The sequence below is a fragment of the Rhodococcus jostii NBRC 16295 genome, assembly GCF_001894825.1.
Lineage (GTDB): Bacteria > Actinomycetota > Actinomycetes > Mycobacteriales > Mycobacteriaceae > Rhodococcus_F > Rhodococcus_F jostii.
Genome location: NZ_BCWY01000132.1, coordinates 1 through 18,596, shown reverse-complemented (window position 1 = coordinate 18,596; position 18,596 = coordinate 1). Strand labels below are relative to the sequence as shown.

Sequence of the window (18,596 nt, the reverse complement as noted above, 5' to 3'; positions counted from 1 at the left end):
CTAATCATTGCCAAGCGCCACAAGCGTTCCCGCGAGTACGGGTGGTCGGTGCTGGCCTACCAGTCGCCCGATCATCTTGGGCTGATCTCGCTGTCGGGAACTGTCGTCGCTCCCAGGCCTTTCAAGGCTTGGCGGGAGAGACCGAATGCCGGCGGTGAACGACGTCGGTAAGCCGTGTGCGGGAGAACCGCATGCACGGATTGACGGGCGGGAGCTGGAAACGGAGCACCCTGGCAACGGCCGTGAAGAAGAACAGCCGAGCGGGAAACCGTTCTGCTCACAGTGGCTTCGCGACTTACAGCCAGGATCTGCCACCGCGCCAGCTCTCGACCCTACACTCCGTTGTCAGTCAGGTCCTGGGCACCGAGCGAGCACATCTGAACCCGGTCCGGGAGGCCCTCCGTGCCGACGACGGATCGTTGCACCGCCGGTTGTTGTCGATCCGGAAGGAGGTCGGCCTCCCCGACGAGATCTCCGCACTGCGGGTGTTCGATGTGATCGCCTGGATGGACGGCAAGAATCGCGGCCTGGGCGAGCCGTCGGACCAGGAAAGATGACACGTCCCCGTGTGCTGTCTTCGGCAGGTGCACGAGGATGATGCGCATGCGGATGAAGTTTCACGAGCAGCTCGACGAGCTGACGGACCGTCTGGCGTCGATGTGCCGGCTGGCCGGGGAGGCCGTCCAGGCGGCGACCGATGCCCTGGTGCTGGCTGACCTGCCCCTGGCCGAGCGGGTGTTCGACCTCAACGAACAGATCGAGGAGTTGCGCGGTCCGTGCGAGGACCTGGCGATGGCGCTGCTGGCGTTGCAGGGACCGGTGGCGCGTGATCTCCGTCAGGTGGTCACCGGTGTGCACCTGGTGGCGGATCTGAGCCGGATGGGCGGGCTGGTGCAGCATGTGGCCGAAAGCGTCCGCCGCCGCCATCCCGAGCACGTCGCCTCCGGGGAGGCGGAGGAATTGCTCTCCCATATGGGGCGGGTGGCGGCCGAGTTGGCCGGCCTCGCCGAACGGGTCCTGCGCACGCACGATCCCGAACTGGCCGCCGAGATCGGCAGACGCGACGACGAACTCGACGACCTGCACCGCCGGCTGCTCACCCTGATCGAGGATCCGGCCTGGACCGGCACCATCCCGGCCGCGGTCGATGTGACCTTGCTCGGCCGCTTCTACGAGCGCTTCGGCGACCACACCGTCGTGGTCGGACGCAGAGTGATTTTCCTCGTCACCGGGGAACAGATGACCCCGTAGGTCGTCGCCGTCACGGGCCCCATCGTCACGGGCCCCATCGCCGCGGCCGATCCGAGCATGGACTTCGCCCCGCCCGTTGGTGTGCGCGTTCGTGCTGTTGGTGGTGTGGTTCTTCATGTCGATGGAGCTGTTCTTCACCCCCAACTGAACCTGCTATTCGGGTTGTTCGACGGCGTCGGTGATGCGGTCGTGGACCGGAGGTTTCGAGGTTCTGGCCGGCGGTGCGGGCGGCAGCGTGGGCGCGGGTGTATTCGTCGTCGCTGAGCCGGATGGGGATGCGGTGGGCGGGGCCTGGGGTGGGTTGCTGGGCCAGTTCGCGTCTGAGGTGCTCACGCATCTCGCTGATGGGCAGGGATGCAAGGTCGGTGAGGATTTGAGCGCCGGTGGAGGCGGGGTCGTCGAGCAGGGCCAGGAGGAGATGTTCGGTGCCGATCTCCTCATGCCCGAGCAGGGCCGTCTGGCGCAGGCTGGCTTCGAGGACCTTCTTCGTCTTCGCCGGTGATTGGGATGTGCCCCGCGGCCGGGGCGGAGCCCGCCGGGGCGCTGGCACCGTCGAGCTTGCTCTCGAGTGCCGGGGCGGTGACGCGCCATGAGAGTCAGCGCTGCCGCTCCGGGGCCGCCGGCGCCCGAGGATCTGGGGCGGGCAGGTGTTCGGTGCCGACGCCAGTTCTGGTGGTGGGTGCGGGCGGCTCCGGCGGCGAGGGGTGACCACTTGTCGGGCTTGATCGGAGAATCTTTCGAACACCATGACGTACTCCCTCCCTGGGTGTCGCCGCGAGCGACGCGATCCGCTGCTGAATTCCCTGCTGCCCATTCTGGGCGGTGTGCAGGTGGTTATGGGTGGGATCGACGCGACCTCGGCTGCCTTGGGCGTAATGGTGCTGTGACCTGGTGTGATGGCATGTCCCCGGTTTGTGATGTGGGGTGCCGGCGACCTGTTCGGGGGAGTGCCGGTGATGGTCGTGTGGGCGGCGCGGGTGCCGGTGTTGCGCGGTTTATTCGTTTGAATTATGTTGGTATGTAATAACTTTCGGTATATATTGTTGTGTAGCTAAGCTAGTTTCAATACTTGTGCACCTTCCGAGTTCAACGAACCTCGAATGGTGTTGGTGGTTAGCGTGTTTCGTGCTTGATGGATTTTCCGGCTTTCGGGTGTTTTGGGTTGCGTGGAGGTGGGATGGTATGCCCTGGGTATGACATTGAGTGGCACGGGGAGGTGAGTGTGCGGTCGGGTCGGGCGCACAGTCTGCCTCGTCAGGCTCGTGGGGGTGTGGGGGGCCGGATCACACTGTACGACGAAAGGTGCAGGTGAAACCGAGGCTGCCTCCGTGGAGTGGACACGCCGGACAATGATTCTAGGCGGGGCAGATGGGATGTGGAGGTGGGACGCCGGTCTCTTTGCACGGAGGAATTCCGGAAAGACGCGGTCGCGGTGTGCCGCGCGGCCGACGGCAAACGTAGGTACGCGGCGGTGGCCGCGGATGTGGGCATCAGTGGCGAGACGCAACGGATGTGGGTGGGCAAGGACACCGCCCGTAACGCGCGTTGGCAGGACCGCAGTACCGGCGCCGACGGAGCCGACTTGTCCGCGATGGCCGTGCGCTTGCTGCGGCGCAGGTGCCGGCCCACCATGTGGTGGATTCGCATCAGCCGGGTCACCCGTTTGCGGTTCCGCCGCCACCGAGCCCGCGAGTTCGGGTGGCGCGGGCTGATCCGGCTCTGTGCATCCGGCAGCCGTGGCGGGCGGCCGCCACACCCGCGATCACGACGCTCACCGCCGTCACCGGCGGGGGCGGCATCGAACACACCGGTGACCGCGCCACTGTCCAGCGTCTCCTCGGTAGCCGCGGATCGCGGCGGGTCGGTGGTCCCGCAGCCGGGCTTCGACGAGGATTGACCACATGGCCGAGACCCAGGGTGAGGCCGAGTTCCGCCGATTGCGGACGCCGCGTGCCGCGGCGGTCGCCGGCGTCGTCTTCGGTGTCCTGTTCGCATCCAGCATCGTTCTGTTGCACACGGCGTTGCCGGCCGCTGCCGCGTCGCCGTGGCTGCGCGACCAGTCCCAGATCATGATCGCCCTGGTGCTGGCCCCCTTCGCGGGCATCGCTTTCCTGTGGCTCCTCGGCGAGGTCCGGGACCGTTACGGGGAGCTGGAGAACCGGTTCTTCGCGACCGTCTGCCTGGGCAGCGGGCTGTTGTTCCTGGCGATGATGTTCGTGTCGATGGCGCTGGCAGGCGGGCTGCTCGCGGTCTCCCGGCGCTCGACCGCTCCCCAGGCCGAGCTGGTGGACTTCGGGCGTGAGGTGATGTTGCACGTCGACAATCTCTACGGGGTGCGGATGGCCGCGGTGTTCATGATCTCGCTGGGAACGATCTGGTTGCGTACCGGCCTGATGCCGCGGTGGCTGGCGATCACCACCTACCTGCTCGCCCTCGCACTGCTGGTGGTCGTCAACTTCAGCCCGTGGGTGACGTTGGTGTTCCCGGCGTGGGTGGTGGTGATCAACGCGTACATCCTTGCCGTGGATCGCGCGCGATCAGGCCACCCGGACTGATTCTCGTGGTGAGAGCGCGGAGCCTGGTCGAATTGGATCGCCGTCGCCGGCGACGAGCAATCGTGCGCGCGGTCCTCACCGTCGCGGGTGACCTGGGCACTACTCTTCGGTGTGTACTACCCGGTGCCGGCCCGGACTACACCGAACGCAACGCCTTCATCCGGGTGACGATCGGCGGCGTGCTCCTCCTCTGCGTGTTGGTGTGGCAGATTCGCCGAATCATCCGCGCCGCGGTGCCCGAACTGCGGGCGATCGAAGCGCTGGTCGCGGTCATCTCCCTGCATCTCGTCCTCTTCGCCACCACGTACCTGTCCCTGTCACTGACCACACCCGCGTCGTTCAACCAGCACCTCGATCACACCCGGGCCCTGTACTGACGTGGTGGGAACCGACCACGGACCGGTGGCACGCGGACCGGTATTCGGCGGACCTCGTGTGGATCTGCGCCGGTATCGAGCCGATGTCGATCAGGGCAGGACCACCACGGCGAGAAGTGCGAGCAGGGTGACGGCGCTGGAGAGGACGATCGCGGTGACGGTCGCCGGCGCGAACTCCCCGGCCTCGAGCTGCCGGCAGATCACCCGATAGCGGACGGTGCCGTGGACGGAGACCAGCAGTCCCGCGGCGGGCAGGATGAACCCGGCGGCCACAGCGTGGCCGCCCCGGTTCGGTGCGGACTTCGCGACCGCCACACCCGATGCGGGAACACTGATCCCGTCCGGTGCCACGCGCGATACGTTCGTTCGTTCGCGAGGTGGTCGCGGGCGGTGCTGTCGGTGTTCGGCTGGGTGGTACCGAAGATGTTGCGGCTCATGCGCTCTCCCCGATTTCCGGGTGCGGCGTCCGAACGCCCGTCGATCGTGTTCCGGAGCAGCCCGGAGCTGCCTTCATCGCCAGGAGAGTATTCCACTTGCACTCAACTTTTCGGCCCGAGGTGGCAGGAACGCCCCCTGTACCTGCGTGGCTGAGGAGGCGTTTCCCTCATAGGGCACTGTGCCGGTGTCGGAGATCAGTCCACCGCGGTTCCAGGTTCGGTCGAGTTCGCCGAGTGTTCGATCGTCTCGATCGAGATCGGTACGAGTTGCTTGTCGATGTAGCGTGTGACGTCCTTGTCTCGACGGATGGCCTTCCACGACCCGGCCCGGTAGATGGCCAAGACCTCGGTGTTCTTGAAGATTGTCAGCACGCCGTCCACCACCGAGGCGTCGTTGCCCTCGGGTATCAGGTCGACACCGTCGTCATCCTCCAGGTAAACGATGTACCCCGTCGGCAACCTATTGTCCATGTTCCGAGCCTTTCGCCCAGCGGGCTTTCGTTGAGGATCGAATTGATTGGCCGCCCGTTGCATCGAATCCGATCGAGCCCTTCACGTGTCACCGGCCACCCGTTCACCGGTCTCGGGCTGGCTGTCGACAGCGTCCCGTGCAGCGTTGCAGGTTGTGCCGTCGGCCGTACGGGCCGGCAACCACCGCGGGTGGAGGTGTGTGCTGCCGTGAGCGCCCAGCGTCGTGACGGGCACCTGGTTGAGCTTACCCGGGTCTGGGCATGGCGTACTGCGAGTCCGATCGGAGCGCGGCGGCAACGACTTCGGGTGACGACGCGGTGCGACGCGGCGTGACGCCACTCGAAGTCGAGATCGGCCGCCTGGGCCTCTGACGGGACGTCTATCAGGGGTACCCCGCCGTCCACCCCGGGACGATAATGGGTCCATCACCAGAGGACGGCGCTCCACGCGCCCGGTCGGCGAACAATCGCGACTCCCACCCTGGTGTCGGCTGAAACCGAATCGAGAGTGACCACCCATGACAACGATCACCAGGCGTGCGGTCATCGCAGCGGCCGCCATCGCCCTGTTCACGGCTCCGGGCGCCGCAGTGGCAGCCCCGAACCTGCACGGCGATCCGAACACAGCCGGGACTCAGGTTCAGTTCCACAACGACCCGGGCGATTCCAACAGCTACACGTGCGGCGCAGTCGGAGCCGGCGGGGCAGGTGTCGGATCGAACCCCGGCGGTGGAACCGGCCAGGTCAACGGCGCCTTCGGACCGGGGCCCGTCCAGGGCGGATGCGTCGGCAGCGACGGATCGGTCTACTTTCCCACCGGCAACGCCGAGTGACCCCGACGGGTGGGCACGCGCTCGGGCCGCAATCCTCCCCTCCCCGCGCCACAAGCTCAACCAGCAACCCCGCACCGAACCCGGTAGCGCCGACGACGTGCTCGCCGCGGCCCACCGCGGCGACAATGCCCGGGGCGAGTAGAGACAACGAGGAACACCGAACCCACGACTGCCACGCGCACGCCCGGTGACGCCAGGCACGCAACCTGCCAACCCACTGCCGGACAGGAACCCGTCATGGACACCGCCCGATTCTTCGAACTGGCGACGGAATCCTTCGAAGTGCTCGGTGTCCTGTCGATGGTTCTCGGGTTCCTCCTCGCCTTCGTCCTCGCGGCCCGGACGTGGAAGCGAACAGGTGACGGCGGCCGCGCGTTCAAAATGCTGCGTCAGTCGCTGGGCGGCGCGATCCTGTTCGGACTGGAGTTGCTGGTCGCCGCGGACATCGTCAAGACCGTCACCTCGACGCCCTCGCTCACGGACGCCGCGATTCTGGGGTTGATCGTGCTCATCCGGACCGTGCTGAGCATGTCCATCGAAATCGAGATCGACGGGGTCGCCCCCTGGAAGAAGGCGTTCGCCACCGGACCGCAGGTCCTCGCGCAGGCAGCCCGCCAATCGGGAAGCCAAACGTCGAGCCAGGACCGCTGAGGCCCCCGGGCCGGGGTCCCGCGGCTGTGGGGTATCCCGCCGGTTTCACTGTCAGCAGCACCACTTTCGGAGCGCACTGGTCCTGTACGGAGCGGGCGTTGGTGCTGTTCGAGTCGCCGGCTGGAGTGGCTCGACCACTGAGCACAAGCCCACGTTCACGTCGCTACGGGTAGTTGACCAGGTCACGAACCGCTGACTCGGGCCAGTCGGAATTGCGTGGACGGGACAGGTTCAGAACCGGACCCCCGTCGGCCATCCCCGTCGCATCCTCGAGGCCCGGCAGCCCGTCGAGAGTCGACACCGTCGACCCGCGGCGAGGACCTCACCGAATACCCGGCTCCGACCGGCATGGCACGTAACCACCGGGGTGGACCTTGCGATCGACCGGGATTCCCGTGTCGTCGTGCTCGGCCTCAGCATGACCTTGGACCATCGATTAGTCGTCGGGGTTGTGTCGTGCGGAGGCAGAATCTTATTTGTGAACGATGAAGGGCGACGGGCTCGCCCGCGGGGTCATAAGACCGCGCGGTTGGAGGCCTTCAGCGACGGTGTGTTCTCCATCGCGATCACCCTTCTCGTCCTCGAGCTCGGGGTTGCCAGCAGTTCCGAGGAGGACCTGCTGGGCGCGTTGGCCCACCAGTGGCCTTCGTATCTCGCCTACTTGGTGAGTTTCTCGACCATCGGTGCGGTGTGGTTCGCGCACACGGTGATCACCGAGTACCTCGACCGTGCCACCCCGGTGTTCGTTCAGCTGAATCTGATACTGCTGATGGTGGTGGCGTTCCTCCCTTTCCCGACGCGGCTGCTGGCGGAGTTCATCGGCGAAGCGGAGGCTGAGCGCGTCGCGACGACCGTCTTCGGGATCAATCTGCTTCTGACGGCGGTGCTGGTGTGGGTCCTGTGGCGGTACGCGGTGCACGCGCGGCTGATGCGACCCGACCCCGACATGACGCACGAGGACCTGAAGACACTCAACCAGCGGCTCACACCCAGCGTGGGCGCCTATGTGGTGATGATCGTCCTGGGACTGTTCCTGCCGGTTGTTGCGGTCTTCGGCTACCTGGCGATCGCGGTGTTCATTCTCGTCCCGTTCCGCGCGACCCGGCACCGGTCGTCTCACCCGTAGCCGGGGTCGCGACGGGTCGGTGGTCCCGCGGCCGGGCTTCGACGAGTACACGCGGGAGGAGCGAGCCGTCCACGGCTCATCGAACGTCACGATCCCCGCTGTCCACCTCGACGGCATTCTCGCGGTCGTCGGGCACCTACCCGCCCCGGCATGTGGGGATCATCACCGGCTACTTCTGCCCACATGCGTGGGGCCTGGGACCGGGCTTGACCTCGACGACTGCACTGCGAGAACCTGCTCTGGTAGGTGCGCACGCCCAACCCGGAACCGTCTTCCGAACAGGACCCCGTCATGGACACTGCCCGATTCTTCGAACTGGTGACGGAGTCCTTCGAAGTCCTCGGTGTCCTGTCGATGGTGGCGGGGTTTGCCCTCGCCTTCGTCCTCGCGGCCCGAACATGGAAGCGAACAGGCGATGGTGGTCGGGCGTTCAAAATGCTGCGCAACGCGCTGGGCGGAGCAATACTGTTCGGCCTGGAGCTGCTGGTCGCCGCGGACATCGTCAAGACCGTCACCTCCACGCCCTCGCTCACGGACGCCGCCATCCTGGGGTTGATCGTGCTCATCCGGACCGTGCTGAGCATGTCCATCGAAATCGAGATCGACGGCGTCGCCCCCTGGAAGAAGGCGTTCGTCACCGGACCGCAGGTCCTCGCGCAGGCAGCCCGCCAATCGGGAGGCCAGGACCGGTAAAGGGGCCGGGGCCGGGTTCCTCGGGGGTGTGGGCCTGCGGAATCTGGCCGACCCGATTCGGCTCGACTCGACCGACCCGGCCGACCCGATATGCGGAGCCGGCCGTGGTGCTGCCGGCCCTGTTCTGGCAGAGGGAATGCACCTACGCGGTCGAGCGAGCCACCCACGCCCGCAGGGTAGCCACCGAGAAAGGGCTCGCATCGGCCATGGAGGCGCTTCCGGGCTATTCAGGACCCGTGTGTGTCCGGCACAAGATCATTCAGGGCGAAAGCCCGACGTAGCATCACCTGCATGACTGAGGACCCGGTCCCTCCGCCGGCGGCTCGTCACACGGATCTGGGGGTGCGACGGCTCGCCGCCATCGCGGTGGCCACCTCGCTCATCGTGTGGTGGCCGGCCTTCACACTCGGTGTGTACCACGCGATCTTCTTCGAACAGATTTTTGCGCTGTGGGCGGTAGCGACAACGGCGTTCTTCGTCGGCGTGCTCCTGCTCGGACGGCGGGCGCAGCCCGCCGTGTACTCACTTCTGATCCCCTCGGTCTGGATAGTGTTGACGTGGCTGACCCCCGCCGATACCACCAGCCTTGACTACGACCTCGGCTACGACGTCCTGTTCTGGCTGGGTGTCGCGGTGACCATCGCAGGGATCCCCACGATGGTCACCATCGTCCTCGCCATGCTCGTTCCGGGCGTGGAGTCGGTGCGCGGACGCGACACAGCGGTGGCGGTGGGAGCTATCGTGCTCGTCGTCGTTCTGTCCTTCACCCTGGGCACCCAGCACCACCGCCTACTGACATGCGAAGACTTCAAGATCAGCGGCAACGACGAGCCCGCCGGGTGTACGGTTCGGCGTAACTGACCCTGACGGGACCATCCCCGAGCGCGATCAACGAATCGGGGGTCCGGCGTGGGTCAGGTCCGGGATCGTGTGGCGCATCCCGCCGCGGGCCAACTCGGCCGGCACGCGAGGGTCTCGTTCCCCGGCGATGAGTGCCTCGATCGTGTCCCTCGCCGACCCGACGGGCTCATGGCTGTGTGCCGGAGCTGCGAGCGGGTCCGAGAGATTCTCATTGGATGAGGATTCCGGCGACCAGGTTGATCGTTGTTGCGAGGATGACGGCGCCGAAGACGTAGGAGAGCAGGCAGTGTCGGAGTGCCACCGCTCGGATCTGTGTGCTGGAGACGTCGGTGTCGGATACCTGGTAGGTCATTCCGAGGTTGTAGCTGAAGTAGAAGAAGTCGCGGAACGCGGGCGGGGAGGTGGAGTTGAAATCGATTCCACCCGTTGTTTCTTCAGGACCCGATCCCTGGTAGTACAGGAAGGCGTAGCGACCTGCGTACATCAGGTGCAGGGAGGCCCACGCCAGGAATACCGCCAGCAGTGCGACGGCGGCCTGCGCGGATCCCGCGGTGGATCCGCCGGCGATCTGGAGTGCGATGATGCCCCCGAGTCCTGCTGAACATGCTGTCACCACCGCCAATTCGTCGGCGACGGGGCGGAAGTCCTCGTGTCGGACGTTGCGGCGCGTGGTGGCCGCATCCATCGGCCACAGCACGAACCATCCGGATACGACGAACACGGCGGCTGCCGCCGCGATTCCGACGAGAGCACCGACCGGGGCCGTGGTCACCAGGGCGCCGAGTGCACCCGCCACGATGCCGACGACCAACGCTGCGGCAAGTCTCGGGAATGCGGAGGTGGGGAGCGGCGCACGCACCGTCTAGTCCTGCGTGGGAGGCGCCGGCGCGGTCTTCGCGGTGTCGCCGGTGCGGAGATCGGATGAGCCGCCACCGGCGGCGCTCTCCCGGGCCGATTCCCCATCGCCGGTTCCGTGATCGTCGTCGACAGGCTCGGCGGTGATCGACAGGCCCTGGCCGTCCGTGTCCACGCGGACGGTGTCGCCGGGCGAGAGGACCCCCTTCAGGAGCATGCTCGACAGCGTGTTGTCGAGCTGCTTCTGGATGGTGCGCCGTAGCGGCCGGGCACCGAACTCGGGTTCGTACCCCTCCTCGGCGAGGTAGTCCTCGGCCGCGGTGGTCACGTCCAACCCGATGTGCTGCGCCTTGAGCAGCCGGCGGGTGCCGTCGAGGATCAACTCGACGATCTGCCGCAGTTGTCGCTCGTCGAGCCGGTGGAACACCACGGTCTCGTCGATGCGGTTGAGGAACTCGGGACGGAAGTGCGAGCGCAACCGTTCCATCAGTTGCGGGACGATCTGGTCGACGTCGCCGTCGGGTGCGTCGAGGATCAGATCGGAGCCGATGTTGCTGGTGAGGATCACGATCGTGTTCTTGAAGTCGACGGTGCGGCCCTGCGCATCGGTGACGCGGCCGTCGTCGAGGAGCTGCAGCAGGATGTTGAACACGTCCGGGTGCGCCTTCTCGATCTCGTCGAACAGGATCACCGAATACGGCTGCCGGCGGACCTTGTCGGTGAGTTGCCCGGCCTCCTCGTAGCCGACGTACCCGGGCGGTGCACCGACGAGGCGGGAGACCGTGTGCTTCTCCTGGAACTCGCTCATGTCGAACCGGATGAGCCGGTCCTCGTCCCCGAACACCGCGTCGGCGAGCGCCTTCGCCAGCTCCGTCTTACCGACCCCGGTGGGCCCGAGGAACAGGAACGAACCGATCGGCCGCCGCGGATCGGACAAACCGGCGCGGGCGCGGCGGACGGCCTCGGCGACCGCGGTGACCGCCTGCTCCTGCCCGATCACCCGCGCATGGAGCACGTCTTCGAGCGCGAGCAGCTTCTCGCGTTCCTCCGCGGTCAGCTCCGAGACGGGAATGCCGGTCTGGCGGGAGACCACCTCGGCGATGTCGACGACGGTGACCTCCGGCGCCTTGGTGCTGGACGCGTCGCCGAGCGCTTCACGTTTCTGCGTGATCTCGGTCTTGAGTTGTTCGGCGCGCGCGTAGTCCTCGTTCGAGACGGCAGAGTCCTTCTCCCGCTCGAGTCGGGCGAGCTCCTCCTCCGCGCTGCGGGTGTCGGCGTCGGGTGTCCTCGTCCGCAGTCGCACCCGGGCCCCGGCCTGGTCGATCAGGTCGATCGCCTTGTCGGGCATGAAGCGGTCGGCGATGTACCGGTCGGACAGGTCCGCGGCCGCCACGAGCGACTCGTCGCTGTAGTGGACCTGATGGTGCTCCTCGTACACGTCGGCGAGGCCGCGGAGGATCTCGATGGTGTCGTCCACCGACGGCTCGGACACCATGACCGGCTGGAAGCGTCGTTCGAGTGCCGCGTCCTTCTCGATGTACTTGCGGTACTCGTCGATGGTGGTGGCGCCGATGGCGTGCAGTTCCCCGCGTGCGAGCGCCGGCTTGAGGATGTTCCCGGCGTCCATCGATCCCTCTCCGCCCGAACCGGCACCGACGATCGTGTGCAGTTCGTCGATGAACAGCACCAGCTCGTTCGAGTGCTCACGCACCTCGTCGAGGACCTTCGTCAGCCGCTCCTCGAACTCGCCGCGGTATTTGCTCCCGGCCACCATCGCGCTCACGTCGAGGGCGACCACCCTGCGGTCCGCGAGTGTGGACGGCACGTCGCCGTTGACGATGCGCTGCGCGAGTCCCTCCACGATTGCGGTCTTGCCGACGCCGGGGTCGCCGATGAGAACCGGGTTGTTCTTGCGCCGGCGGGAGAGAATCTCGACTGTTTGCGCGATCTCGTCCGACCGCCCCACGACGGGGTCGATGTTTCCGCCGCGCGCCTCCGCTGTCAGATCGCGCCCGTATTCGTCGAGAGTCGGCGTCGAACTCTTCGTGTGCGGGCCCTTGCCGGCGTCGATCTTCGCTCCCGACAACGCACTCGCGGCGGGACTGTCCGGGTTGGATGCGATACCGAGCAGGATGTGCTCGGGGCCGATGTAGCTGACGCCGGCCTGGCTCGCCTGCTGCTGGGCGGTGCGCAACGCAAGTTTCGCTGCCGGGCTGAGCGTGATGGATCCGTCCTCGTCGGCGGCGCTGCTCGCGGCGACGACGTCACGCATCTGTTCGGCGACCTTGTCCGGGTCGAGTCCGAGACCGCTGATGACACCACGGGTCGGGTCCGTCAGCGCCGCGGCGTAGAGCAGGTGCTCGGGCGTGATGGCGGAGTGCCCCCAGTCCACCGCCGCCTGCCGTCCGAGCGAGACCAGTTGCTTCGCGTCGTCGTTGAGCAGACGGCCGAGATCCACGCGTTGGACCGGTGGCTGCGGTCTGCCGCTCGAACCGAAGAAACGGTGGAAGATGTCATCGAACGGGTCTTCGGGGATCCAGCTTCCGGTCATCTCGCCAACCTCTTTTCGTCGGAGATGGGAGTCCCCTGCCATTTCAGCCAAGCACGGCCGGCCGGTGATCACCAGGGTCGACCCAACAGGTCGGTGCCGACACCGCTCGATCACTCCGAGCGAGGACTACGAGGACTATTCGACGCCGAGCATCCCCTCGGTGGACGGCGGCCCGCCAGGGTCCCGTCCCCTCCGGGGTGTCGCGAGGCGGCGCCGCGGGCCGCACCTCGATCGTGGTGATGCGCAGCAGTACGGCGAGCGGTCGCCCTGACCACCCGGCTTCGCTGACGGTGGGTCGGGGCAGTGGTGAGATCCATCCGGAGCACTTCACCCGTTCCCGATGTGCTCGATGGTGCAGGCGAAACCCGTTGCCGTAGAACGATCCTCATATGGCAGTGGGCTGACGTCTATGCGGCGTGTGAATGCTGCATCTGCATCGCTACGACCCGCCGGGCGGCTCCATCGGCCACCATTGGTCAAGATCAGGCCGTGCCGTAGCCGGAGTGTCGAACGACCCTGGTTATCACCGGCCGGTAGTGCTTGGCTGGAACGTGCAGGGGAACCCCGAGCAGGAGCCAATGTCATGGCCAAGCCATTCAGAGGTGTCGTCAACCTGGATATTCGAGACTCGGTCCCGGACTGGGGACCGTACGAGCAGCCGAAGGCACCACCGGGCTCACCGAACGTGCTGTACATCGTCCTCGACGACGTCGGGTTCGGTGCCTTGGGCTGTTACGGCGGGCCGATCGAGACGCCGAACATCGACAAGATCGCCGACAACGGGCTCCGGTACACCCAGTGGCACACCACCGCCCTGTGCTCGCCGACCCGGTCCTGCCTGCTGACCGGCCGCAATCACACCACCAACGGGATGGCCTGCATCAGCGAATGCGCGGTCGGCTTCCCCGGCGCCAACGGGCACGTCCCCCCGGAGTGCGCGACCCTCGCCGAGGTCCTGGTCGAGCAGGGCTTCAGCACCGCGATGGTCGGCAAGTGGCATCTGTGCGCCGAGGACGAGATGAATTTGGCGTCCACCAAACAGAACTGGCCCGTCGGCCGCGGCTTCGACCGCTTCTACGGCTTCCTCGGGGCGGAGACCAACCAGTGGTACCCGGACCTCGTCCACGACAACCACCCCGTGCAGCAACCGGCCACCCCGGAGCAGGGCTACCACCTCAGCGTCGACATCACCGACAAGGCCATCGAGTACCTCGACGATGTCAAGGCGATCGCCGCCGATCGGCCGGTGTTCCTGTACTACGCACCCGGCTGCGCGCACGCACCGCACCAGGTGCCCCGGGAGTGGGCCGACCGCTACCGCGGCAAGTTCGACGACGGCTACGAGGCGATACGCGAGCAGACCCTGGCCCGGCAGAAGGAGATGGGACTGGTCCCGCAGGACACCGAACTGCCCCCGATCAACCCGATCGGCACCCCCGACACCCGCAGCGGACCCGACGGAAAGCCGTTCCCGCCGATGGACTACACCCGACCCTGGGACACCCTCCCCGCGGACGAGAAGCGGCTCTTCGCCCGGATGGCCGAGGTGTACGCGGGGTTCCTGTCGCACTGCGACGACCAGATCGGGCGCCTGATGGCCTACCTCGAGGAGATAGAACAGCTCGAGAACACCATCGTCATGCTGGTCTCCGACAACGGCGCCAGCGGTGAGGGCGGACCGGACGGCTCGGTCAACGAGAACAAGGCCGCCAACGGCGTGCCGGACAGTCTGGCCGAGAACCTGAAGATGATCGACGAGCTCGGCAGCACCAAAACCTACAACCACTACCCGAACGGGTGGGCGATGGCGTTCAACACCCCGTTCAAGATGTGGAAGCGGTACTCATACAACGGCGGCACCAGCGACCCGTGCATCATCTCCTGGCCCGCCGGTCTCGCCGCCCGCGGCGAGACCCGCGATCAATACCACCACGCCATCGATCTGGTCCCGACCGTCCTGGACTGCCTCGGGATCGAACTGCCCGACACCGTCAAGGGCCACACCCAGCACCCGCTGCAGGGGGTGAGCATGCGCTACAGCTTCGACGCGGCCACCATCCCGACGGCCAAGCACACCCAGTTCTACTCGATGCTCGGCACCCGAGGCATCTGGCACGACGGCTGGCAGGCCGTCACCACTCACCCGGCGCTCAGCGGCTGGGCCCGGTTCCCCGAGGACACCTGGGAGCTCTACCACACCCAGGTGGACCGCGCCGAGCTGCACGACCTCGCCGCCGAGGAGCCCGGGCGGCTCTCCGAGCTGATCGGGCTGTGGTTCCACGAGGCCGGCGCCAACGAGGCGTTCCCGCTCGACGACCGGTCGGCGGTGGAGATCCTCACCACTCCCCGCCCGCAGCTCGCCGCGCCGCGCAACCGCTACGTCTACCGGCCGGGCGGCGCCGAGGTCCCCGAGTCGGTCGCGGTCAACATCCGCAACCGCTCCTACTCGATCGGTGCGCTGGTCGATCTCCCCGAACCCGGGGCATCCGGGGTGCTGTTCGCGCACGGCAGCCGCTTCGGTGGGCACGCCCTGTACATCAGGGACAACCGCCTGCGCTACGAGTACAACTTCCTCGGCAGCGACGAACAGCGGATCGTCGCCACCGAGGACCTGCCGACCGGCGAGAACCTGCTCCTGGCCGCCTCGTTCGACAAGGACGGTGAGGACCCGCCCGGCACCGCCCACGGGATGCTGACCCTGTACTACGGAGACCGCAAGGTCGGCGAGGGCCGGATCAAGACCCAGCCCGGCAAGTTCAGCATCGCCGGGGAGGGTCTCACCGCCGGCCGCGACACCGGGGAACCCGTCACCGACGACTACCCCGGCACCGCCCCGTGGGCGTTCACCGGCGGCACCCTGAACCGGGTGGTCGTCGATGTCAGCGGTGAACCCTACGTCGACCTCGAACGCGAAGCCGCCGCCATGCTCTCCCGCGACTAGCACGGCCGACGATCCACTCCGATGGGGACGGCGCGCGGACGATACCGGATTTCGTCGGGCCGGCGCCCGGCGCCGTCCCCGCCGAGGAACGGATCGCGGCCCTCGGCACTCACGGAAGGCTCTGGTGCGAGAAGCCACCGGCGTGAGTCGGAGCCAGGCACCCGATTGACCAGATCGACAACCGAGGGAGGCACCCACCTACGACGCCCAGCGGGCGGCGACGGCGGCCTCGTCGGTCAGTCCCATCAGCTGCATTCCGGAGCTGCATTCCGGCGGGGTTGAGGTAGCGCAGGCGTCCGGTGTCGTAGTCGGCGAGTGCGACCATGTTCTGGGCATGCTCGATCACGGACAGCAACATGCGGGCTTCCGCTGTTTCCGGTTTCATCCTGGCCGTTCCTTTCCCGGCGTCGATGAGGGACGCCACCATGGTGTCGACTAGGTCAGGTCGAGCCTTCGCATAGCTTGTGCTGATTCGAGTGAACACCGAACAGGTTCGATCAGTCGATGGCCGATGCGTCCAGAATCCCGTGTCCCTCATCGACCCCTGGCCGGCGTTGGTGGCGTGGTTCTTCATCGGGATGGAGCTGTTCTTGACCCGGACTGAACCTGCGGGGTGTTCGGCCATTGCAGCGCCTGAATCTGCAGTCGATCCACGGTTCGCAGATATTCGAAGGGTTCGAAAGGTGTTACGATCCTTTCGAAGGGAAGGGGCTCGAGATGGGTGCGCAGGCGTTGGATCAGCACACGTATCTGCCGCAGGCGGCGGAGGGTGCGGGGTTGGCGGAGGTGGTCGGCTTCCTCGATGCGCACGAGCGGCGCCGCGGTGACCGGGTGGAGCCGCGGTATCTGCTGGTCGGTGCCGGCGAGCATGATCAGGTGGAGTTGCCGGCGGAGGTACATGCGGCGCTCAAGCAGGTGGTGGCCGCGCTGGGGTCCGGTCGTGCGGTGACGGTGGCGCCTCGGGCGATGATGTTGACGACGCAGCAGGCCGCGGATTTGCTGGGGGTGAGCCGGCCGACGGTGCGCCGGTTGATCGATGTGGGGGAGTTGCCGGCGGAGAAGGTCGGCACGCGGCATCGGCTGTTGTTGCGGGAGGTGCTCGAGTATCAGCAGCAGCGGCGGGCCCGCCAGTACGAGGCGCTCGCCCAAACCGCTGTCGAGATCGACGACGAGGACGATCCGGCGGTGGTTGCGGAGCAGCTGAAGATCGCACGAAAGGCCGTCGCGGAGCGGCGACGCGCCCGCAGCACAGCCCGGTAGTCACTGGCCGGGTGGTGGATAGACTGCCCGGATGTTCGCGGCGGTTCTCGACACCTGTGTCCTCTGGCCGAGTCTGCAGCGGGACTTCCTCCTGTCCATGGCGGTCGAGGGTTTGTATCGGCCGTTGTGGTCGGAGGTGATCCTCGACGAACTCGAGTTCCACGAGGCCGCCAAGCTCGAACGACGCGGGCACTTTCCGGCGGCGGCGCAGGCGGCCAGTGCGCGGTTGGTCGGGACGATGCGCGAGTACTTCGACGATGCGCTGGTGACCGGTTGGGAGCCGCTCGAGGGCACGTTCTCGCTGCCCGATCCTGACGATGAGCACGTTGTAGCGGCCGCGGTGGTCGGTGGGGCCGGGGTGATCGTCACCGACAACCGGAAAGACTTTCCACGCGAGCGGGTTCCGGCCCGCATCCAGGTGATCTCGCCGGCTGAGTTCGCGGCCGATACGGTGTCGGTGTCCCCGGCCGCCGCGGCGCGGGCGGTGGAGATGCTGTCGGCGCGTCTGGTGCGCCCGCCGATGACCATCGATGAGATCCTCGAGCAGTTGGTGGTGCGTTATGGCATGAACGATGCCGTTGCACTGCTGCGTGATCGAGAGTGATCGCCTGCGCGCCGAACGTGAGCGAGGGGCGCTTCGCGGACGAGGGGGCGCGTTGCATCGCCGGTTGCTGTCGATCCGGGAGGAGGCCCGGCCTGCCGGAGGAGATCTCGGTACTGCGGGTGTTCGATGTGATCGCGTGGATGGACGGGGTAGAGCCGCGGCCTGGGTGAACGCTCTGACCGGGGAAGATGACGCGTCCCGGGGTGATCGGTCATCGGCACGGCCGATGATGGGTGGTGTGGACGAGGTGACACCCGTGGGGTCGGCGAAGGGTTTGCGGATTTCGCGGGGGTCTGCTGCTGGGGTTGTTCTGTTATCTGCCGGCGGTGATCTTGTGGCAGCACTACGGCAATGTTCCGCAGCCGAGCGTGTATCCGCACGGCTCGTTCACCTCGTTCGGGCCTGATCCGCCGCTGGCCTCGTATTGGGTGAGCTGGGCGGGACAGCGGTTGTGGTGGTGGCGTGCGGGTTGATGACGGTTCCCTGGCGCGCCGGCCGCCGGTTCGCCCTGCCGTTGGTATGCGCGTTCGTGCCGATGGCGGCAATGGTGGCGTGGTCGTTCATGTCGATGGAGTTGTTTTTCACCCCCGACTGAACCGCCGGCGAAGCTCTGAATCTGCTTGGTCTGAGGCGGTCCGCACCCGACTCCGGGGTGCGGACCGTGTGCTGTGTGGGGCCGTAATGGTGTTGTGACCTGGTGTGATGACATGTCCCTGGTTTGTGATGTGGGGGGTGCCGGCGACGTGTCGGGGGTGCCGGCGCGGGCGTCGCGAGGTGCCGGTTTCTGTTCGATTTGAATCATGTTGGTAAACAATGTCTTTCGGTATATTATTGTTGTGTAAATAGTTTCGGCATTTACGCACCACTAGATCCTGTGGATCGTGAATAATGTTGAAAAACAACATGTTTGGTGTTGAGTACTTTTCAAATATTTTGGTTGTGTGGGGCTTGAGTGGTATGCTCTGGGTATGACATTGAAGCAGTGCGGGAAGGCGAGTGGGCGCCGGGTCAGGTGCACTGGCGGCCTCCGCAGCCCCGTGGAGGTGTGGGGGACCGGGTTGAACGTTGCGATGAAAAGTAAAGGCGACAACCTAATTTCGGAAACTCAGAGGAGCGAAGCGACTCGATCGG

The 18,596-nt window shown here is 66.5% G+C and carries 20 protein-coding genes and 1 pseudogene; 14 read left to right on the top strand and 7 right to left on the bottom strand.

The window, feature by feature from the left end:
* The first annotated feature begins 191 nt into the window (after nt 1-191).
* Nucleotides 192-557, top strand: a complete 366-nt coding sequence (locus tag RJ1_RS41485; protein WP_143048803.1) for a DUF6308 family protein — start codon at nt 192-194, stop codon at nt 555-557.
* Between the two features lie 46 nt (nt 558-603).
* The gene (gene phoU / locus RJ1_RS41480; RefSeq protein WP_073369793.1) at nt 604-1,251 is read left to right on the top strand and encodes a phosphate signaling complex protein PhoU; all 648 of its coding nucleotides are present in this window, start codon (nt 604-606) and stop codon (nt 1,249-1,251) included.
* A gap of 25 nt (nt 1,252-1,276) precedes the next feature.
* Here phoU and RJ1_RS41475 read toward each other — a convergent pair whose 3' ends face one another.
* Nucleotides 1,277-1,999, bottom strand: a complete 723-nt coding sequence (locus tag RJ1_RS41475) for a Clp protease N-terminal domain-containing protein (RefSeq protein ID WP_240319585.1) — start codon at nt 1,997-1,999, stop codon at nt 1,277-1,279.
* Nucleotides 2,000-2,632: 633 nt separating this feature from the next.
* Between RJ1_RS41475 and RJ1_RS41470 the strand changes: the two are divergent.
* The 3 genes and pseudogenes from RJ1_RS41470 to RJ1_RS41460 form a co-directional block, all read left to right on the top strand.
* A pseudogene (locus RJ1_RS41470) lies at nt 2,633-2,848 on the top strand (IS3-like element ISRhosp1 family transposase); the annotation flags it as partial.
* 304 nt (nt 2,849-3,152) lie between these two features.
* Entirely contained in the window at nt 3,153-3,806 is a 654-nt protein-coding gene (locus RJ1_RS41465) for a hypothetical protein (RefSeq protein ID WP_073369784.1), read from the top strand.
* A 62-nt stretch (nt 3,807-3,868) separates the two neighbouring features.
* Nucleotides 3,869-4,183, top strand: coding sequence for a hypothetical protein (locus RJ1_RS41460; protein WP_073369782.1), 315 nt, complete (start codon nt 3,869-3,871; stop codon nt 4,181-4,183).
* A gap of 90 nt (nt 4,184-4,273) precedes the next feature.
* Here the strand turns inward: RJ1_RS41460 and RJ1_RS41455 are convergent, their stop codons facing one another.
* The 3 genes from RJ1_RS41455 to RJ1_RS47085 all read right to left on the bottom strand — a co-directional run bounded on the left by RJ1_RS41455 (nt 4,274) and on the right by RJ1_RS47085 (nt 5,325).
* A complete protein-coding gene (locus tag RJ1_RS41455) occupies nt 4,274-4,534 on the bottom strand; it encodes a YidH family protein (protein ID WP_240319597.1) in 261 nt (86 codons plus the stop codon).
* Between the two features lie 281 nt (nt 4,535-4,815).
* A complete protein-coding gene (locus tag RJ1_RS41450) occupies nt 4,816-5,091 on the bottom strand; it encodes a hypothetical protein (protein WP_073369780.1) in 276 nt (91 codons plus the stop codon).
* Nucleotides 5,092-5,172: 81 nt separating this feature from the next.
* The gene (locus RJ1_RS47085; protein ID WP_162850262.1) at nt 5,173-5,325 is read right to left on the bottom strand and encodes a hypothetical protein; all 153 of its coding nucleotides are present in this window, start codon (nt 5,323-5,325) and stop codon (nt 5,173-5,175) included.
* A 283-nt stretch (nt 5,326-5,608) separates the two neighbouring features.
* On the opposite strand from RJ1_RS47085, the gene RJ1_RS41445 reads away from it, so the two are divergent.
* From RJ1_RS41445 to RJ1_RS41425, 5 genes are all read left to right on the top strand, one after another.
* Entirely contained in the window at nt 5,609-5,923 is a 315-nt protein-coding gene (locus tag RJ1_RS41445) for a hypothetical protein (RefSeq protein ID WP_073369778.1), read from the top strand.
* A gap of 237 nt (nt 5,924-6,160) precedes the next feature.
* On the top strand, nt 6,161-6,574 hold the full coding sequence (locus RJ1_RS41440; protein WP_073369776.1) for a DUF1622 domain-containing protein: 414 nt from the start codon (nt 6,161-6,163) through the stop codon (nt 6,572-6,574).
* A 529-nt stretch (nt 6,575-7,103) separates the two neighbouring features.
* Nucleotides 7,104-7,700, top strand: coding sequence for a TMEM175 family protein (locus tag RJ1_RS41435; RefSeq protein ID WP_162850263.1), 597 nt, complete (start codon nt 7,104-7,106; stop codon nt 7,698-7,700).
* Nucleotides 7,701-7,991: 291 nt separating this feature from the next.
* Nucleotides 7,992-8,393, top strand: a complete 402-nt coding sequence (locus tag RJ1_RS41430; protein WP_073369791.1) for a DUF1622 domain-containing protein — start codon at nt 7,992-7,994, stop codon at nt 8,391-8,393.
* 291 nt (nt 8,394-8,684) lie between these two features.
* Nucleotides 8,685-9,254, top strand: coding sequence for a hypothetical protein (locus tag RJ1_RS41425; protein WP_143048805.1), 570 nt, complete (start codon nt 8,685-8,687; stop codon nt 9,252-9,254).
* Nucleotides 9,255-9,462: 208 nt separating this feature from the next.
* On the opposite strand, the gene RJ1_RS41420 is transcribed toward RJ1_RS41425, so the two are convergent.
* Nucleotides 9,463-10,113 (bottom strand): DUF1345 domain-containing protein, encoded by a 651-nt coding sequence (locus RJ1_RS41420; protein WP_073369772.1) that lies wholly within the window; start codon nt 10,111-10,113, stop codon nt 9,463-9,465.
* Nucleotides 10,114-10,116: 3 nt separating this feature from the next.
* Nucleotides 10,117-12,660 (bottom strand): ATP-dependent Clp protease ATP-binding subunit, encoded by a 2,544-nt coding sequence (locus RJ1_RS41415; protein WP_083400320.1) that lies wholly within the window; start codon nt 12,658-12,660, stop codon nt 10,117-10,119.
* A gap of 583 nt (nt 12,661-13,243) precedes the next feature.
* Here RJ1_RS41415 and RJ1_RS41410 point away from each other — a divergent pair.
* On the top strand, nt 13,244-15,601 hold the full coding sequence (locus tag RJ1_RS41410; RefSeq protein WP_073369770.1) for an arylsulfatase: 2,358 nt from the start codon (nt 13,244-13,246) through the stop codon (nt 15,599-15,601).
* 109 nt (nt 15,602-15,710) lie between these two features.
* Here RJ1_RS41410 and RJ1_RS41405 read toward each other — a convergent pair whose 3' ends face one another.
* Entirely contained in the window at nt 15,711-15,986 is a 276-nt protein-coding gene (locus RJ1_RS41405) for a hypothetical protein (protein ID WP_240319586.1), read from the bottom strand.
* A 332-nt stretch (nt 15,987-16,318) separates the two neighbouring features.
* Between RJ1_RS41405 and RJ1_RS41400 the strand changes: the two genes are divergently transcribed.
* The 3 genes from RJ1_RS41400 (at nt 16,319) to RJ1_RS48460 (ending at nt 18,060) form a co-directional block, all read left to right on the top strand.
* The gene (locus tag RJ1_RS41400; protein WP_073369787.1) at nt 16,319-16,861 is read left to right on the top strand and encodes a helix-turn-helix domain-containing protein; all 543 of its coding nucleotides are present in this window, start codon (nt 16,319-16,321) and stop codon (nt 16,859-16,861) included.
* Nucleotides 16,862-16,892: 31 nt separating this feature from the next.
* A complete protein-coding gene (locus RJ1_RS41395; protein WP_073369768.1) occupies nt 16,893-17,465 on the top strand; it encodes a PIN domain-containing protein in 573 nt (190 codons plus the stop codon).
* A gap of 472 nt (nt 17,466-17,937) precedes the next feature.
* Nucleotides 17,938-18,060 carry a hypothetical protein gene (locus RJ1_RS48460; RefSeq protein WP_255284955.1) on the top strand — a complete coding sequence of 41 codons (123 nt, stop codon included), beginning with the start codon at nt 17,938-17,940 and terminating at the stop codon, nt 18,058-18,060.
* Nucleotides 18,061-18,596 lie beyond the last annotated feature (536 nt).

Bases quoted from the DNA above. Each gene is read 5' to 3' on its own strand.
- RJ1_RS41485 (WP_143048803.1), top strand. From the start codon at position 192: ATGCACGGATTGACGGGCGGGAGCTGGAAACGGAGCACCCTGGCAACG.
- phoU (WP_073369793.1), top strand. From the start codon at position 604: ATGCGGATGAAGTTTCACGAGCAGCTCGACGAGCTGACGGACCGTCTG.
- RJ1_RS41475 (WP_240319585.1), bottom strand. From the start codon at position 1,999: ATGGTGTTCGAAAGATTCTCCGATCAAGCCCGACAAGTGGTCACCCCT.
- RJ1_RS41465 (WP_073369784.1), top strand. From the start codon at position 3,153: ATGGCCGAGACCCAGGGTGAGGCCGAGTTCCGCCGATTGCGGACGCCG.
- RJ1_RS41450 (WP_073369780.1), bottom strand. From the start codon at position 5,091: ATGGACAATAGGTTGCCGACGGGGTACATCGTTTACCTGGAGGATGAC.
- RJ1_RS41445 (WP_073369778.1), top strand. From the start codon at position 5,609: ATGACAACGATCACCAGGCGTGCGGTCATCGCAGCGGCCGCCATCGCC.
- RJ1_RS41440 (WP_073369776.1), top strand. From the start codon at position 6,161: ATGGACACCGCCCGATTCTTCGAACTGGCGACGGAATCCTTCGAAGTG.
- RJ1_RS41430 (WP_073369791.1), top strand. From the start codon at position 7,992: ATGGACACTGCCCGATTCTTCGAACTGGTGACGGAGTCCTTCGAAGTC.
- RJ1_RS41425 (WP_143048805.1), top strand. From the start codon at position 8,685: ATGACTGAGGACCCGGTCCCTCCGCCGGCGGCTCGTCACACGGATCTG.
- RJ1_RS41415 (WP_083400320.1), bottom strand. From the start codon at position 12,660: ATGACCGGAAGCTGGATCCCCGAAGACCCGTTCGATGACATCTTCCAC.
- RJ1_RS41410 (WP_073369770.1), top strand. From the start codon at position 13,244: ATGGCCAAGCCATTCAGAGGTGTCGTCAACCTGGATATTCGAGACTCG.
- RJ1_RS41405 (WP_240319586.1), bottom strand. From the start codon at position 15,986: ATGAAACCGGAAACAGCGGAAGCCCGCATGTTGCTGTCCGTGATCGAG.
- RJ1_RS41400 (WP_073369787.1), top strand. From the start codon at position 16,319: ATGGGTGCGCAGGCGTTGGATCAGCACACGTATCTGCCGCAGGCGGCG.
- RJ1_RS41395 (WP_073369768.1), top strand. From the start codon at position 16,893: ATGTTCGCGGCGGTTCTCGACACCTGTGTCCTCTGGCCGAGTCTGCAG.
- RJ1_RS48460 (WP_255284955.1), top strand. From the start codon at position 17,938: ATGACGGTTCCCTGGCGCGCCGGCCGCCGGTTCGCCCTGCCGTTGGTA.